General features: G+C 68.4%; 3 protein-coding genes and 1 pseudogene. All 4 read left to right on the forward strand.

Translation table 11 applies throughout. The features are described from left to right. On the forward strand, positions 1-257 hold a 257-nt coding region (locus tag A9W96_RS18260), incomplete at its 5' end, for a PE/PPE C-terminal domain-containing protein (RefSeq protein ID WP_197499559.1). Between the two features lie 333 nt (positions 258-590). Beyond that, positions 591-1811 (forward strand): PPE family protein, encoded by a 1221-nt coding sequence (locus tag A9W96_RS18265; protein ID WP_067024043.1) that lies wholly within the window; start codon positions 591-593, stop codon positions 1809-1811. Between the two features lie 478 nt (positions 1812-2289). Next, positions 2290-2589: a PE family protein gene (locus A9W96_RS18270; RefSeq protein ID WP_066861444.1), complete on the forward strand. Its 300-nt coding sequence runs from the start codon at positions 2290-2292 to the stop codon at positions 2587-2589. Between the two features lie 318 nt (positions 2590-2907). Further along, a pseudogene (locus A9W96_RS30580) lies at positions 2908-2980 on the forward strand (WXG100 family type VII secretion target); the annotation flags it as partial.

Genomic DNA, 2980 nt, shown 5'->3' on the forward strand with positions numbered 1-2980 from the left:
GGCAGGCCGCGCGGGTCGGGATGCTCTCGGTTCCCCAGCATTGGGCGACGCTGACCTCGTCGGTGACCCCGGCGGCGATGTCCGAGGAGGTCACCCCCATCGAGGCCGGGGCGACCGGCGCCCCCGGCGCGGGGGCCAACGGGCTGCTGCGCGGCATGCCGGTCGGGTCGTTCGGGCGGCGCGGCGCGGCCGCCGGGTACGTCAACAAATACGGGTTCCGCTACAGCGTGCTGACACGCCCGCCGTCGGCCGGATAAGCGGCGGAATCGCAGCATGCACACCCTCACCGTTAGCCGCGGCCGGATTTTATTCCCGGCCTCGATGCACCTGCGCCCGGTCACGTCGGCATCGGCCCTCGGCATCCGCGGCCGACGGGCCCGGGGATCCGACCATTCGCGCAGCTCACGCCCACGATTCGGGCACACGTCGGGGCGGTCGGCCGGCATCGGGCGGCCGGCCCCGACACCCGGCGCAAAGGCGCGCCGGACGGCCGTTACTCCGCTGACCGGCGTAGCGGTGCTCACCAGCGCATTAACGTCATCTACTACTCGACGCATCGATTCGAACATCACAGGTTAAGGGGCATATTCGTGGTGGATTATGGGGCGTTCCCACCGGAGTTCAATTCGGCGCGGATCTACTCGGGTCCGGGGTCGGGTTCGTTTCTGGCTGCGGCATCGGCATGGAGCGCGCTCGCGGCCGAACTCAACTCGGCCGCGCTCAGCTATGACAACGTCATCACCTCGCTGAACAGCGAGGAGTGGCTGGGGACCGCGTCCACGGCGATGGCGCAGGCGGCCGCGCCGTACGCGGCCTGGCTGACCACGACCGCCGCTCAGGCCGAAGAGGCGGCCACCCAGGCTCGTACCGCCGCGGCGGCCTACGAGACCGCCCTCGCCTCCTCGGTGCCGCCCCCGCTGATCGCGGTGAACCGCACGCAGGTGACCCAGCTGCAGGCGACCAACGTGCTGGGGCAGAACACCCCGCTGATCGCGCAGCTGGAGGCGCAGTACGGCGAGTACTGGGCGCAGGACGCGGCCGCGATGTACAGCTATGCGGGCCAGTCGGCCTCGGCGACGAAGGTGGCGCAGTTCCAGAAGGCGCCGGAGGTCACCAACCCGTCGGGTCAGGCCACCCAGAGTGCGGCGGTCACCAACGCCACGGCCAACTCCACGGCGACCAACACGTCGAAGACCCTGCAGGCGCTGGCGCAGCCGGCAACGACCACGTCGACCAACGCGACCGCCGCCACGACCACGGCGGCGACGACGACCACGGATCCGCTGTCGGAGGTCTGGTTCCTGCTGACCGGGCAGACCAGCCTGCCCACCAACCTGGGCACTCTGGTCAACGGCTACAGCCCGTTTGCGGGGTTGTTCTACAACACCGAGGGTCTGCCGTACTTCAGTACTGGTATGGCCAACACCTTTACGCAGATCGCCAAGTCGGTCGGTGCGATCGGTGGGGCGGCTCCGGCGGCGGCCAAGGCGTTGCCTGGGCTTGGTGGTCTGGGTGGGATGTTGGGTGGCGGTGCTGCGGCGGCTCACCCGGTGGCGGCGTTGGGCAGCGCGGCCTCGGTGGGTGGCAAGTTGTCGGTGCCGGTGGCCTGGTCGGGGGCGCCGGCGGCGCCGGCGCTGGGGCATGCGATTCCGGTCAGCAGCATCAGCGCGGCTCCCGAGGCCGCCGGCGGGCCGGGGAACCTGCTCGGTGGCATGCCGCTGGCCGGGACGGGTGCCGGCGGGCACGGGGTGGCGGGTCCCAAGTACGGATTCCGGCCCACCGTCATGGCCCGGCCCCCGTTTGCCGGCTGAGCACGCGTCCGCAGGTGTGTTCGACGCCGCCGATTGCCACGCAGCTATCAGTGTCCGCAGCATGATGCGCCTCGAGTTCTCACGATCGCTACCCGGACCCGCCTTGGCGGCCACCGCGGCGATCACACGGTTGAAATGGGCGAAAGGAGGTCCCAGCGACGCGCTACCCGGAATGGTCATCGCGCCGATCCATGGCGACCGGTCATTGGGCAAACAGATTTTTCCGCCGACCGGCGTGACCGCGGCACCCCGGGTGACGATTACCAGCAACCTTTTGGACCGGCGGCTGGTACCGTTTGCTATGACCGCCCTTCGAAGGGCAGCGGTCGAGGTCAGGCGCTGTTACTGTGTCGTTACCAAAAGTGAATTCGCCGTACCGCTAAGTGAACAATTGCAAACACCGGGCTTCCACACCGATCTCGGGGGCCACCGTCATCTAGTCTCGCATCGTCGGGGATAGAACTAGGAGGGAACAAATATGTCGTTCGTGACCACACAGCCGGAGGCTTTGGCCGCGGCGGCCGGGAATCTGCAGGCTATCGGGTCGACCTTGAGCGCCCAGAACGCAGCCGCTGCAGCCCCAACGACGGGGGTGGTACCCGCCGCTGCCGACGAGGTGTCGGCGTTGACCGCGGCCCAGTTCGCCGCGCACGCGCAGATGTACCAGGCGGTGAGCGCCCAGGCCGCAGCGATTCACGAGCAGTTCGTGAACACTCTGTCCACCAGCTCCGGTTCGTACGCTGCCACCGAGGCAGCCAACGCGGCCGCCGCCGGCTGATCGGACTGGCGGTTCGGGACCTTGGGACAGATCGTCACCGACGTGGGTTCCAACGTGACCGCCCCGCAGGGAGCGATCCCGGGGCCGCAGAGTTGGGCCCGCAGAACGTCCTGCAGCGCAACACGCACTCCGTCAACTCAAACGCCGCGGTTCGGGTTTGACGTCCGTCTCACCGTGACAGCGCCCGGTGGCCGCCGGCTGACGGGAAGGGGGGGTCATTTCTATTCATTCGGCACGGCGGTTGCGTAACACGTAACCGATCCGGCCACCGTCTTCACCACATCACCCAGTAACTACGTAGCAAGGAGAACAGCCGACATGGCAACACGTTTTATGACCGACCCGCACGAGATGCGGGCGATGGCGGGCCGCTTCGAGGTGCACGCCCAGA

Source organism: Mycobacterium sp. 1245852.3 (genome assembly GCF_001669335.1).
GTDB classification, from domain to species: domain Bacteria; phylum Actinomycetota; class Actinomycetes; order Mycobacteriales; family Mycobacteriaceae; genus Mycobacterium; species Mycobacterium europaeum_A.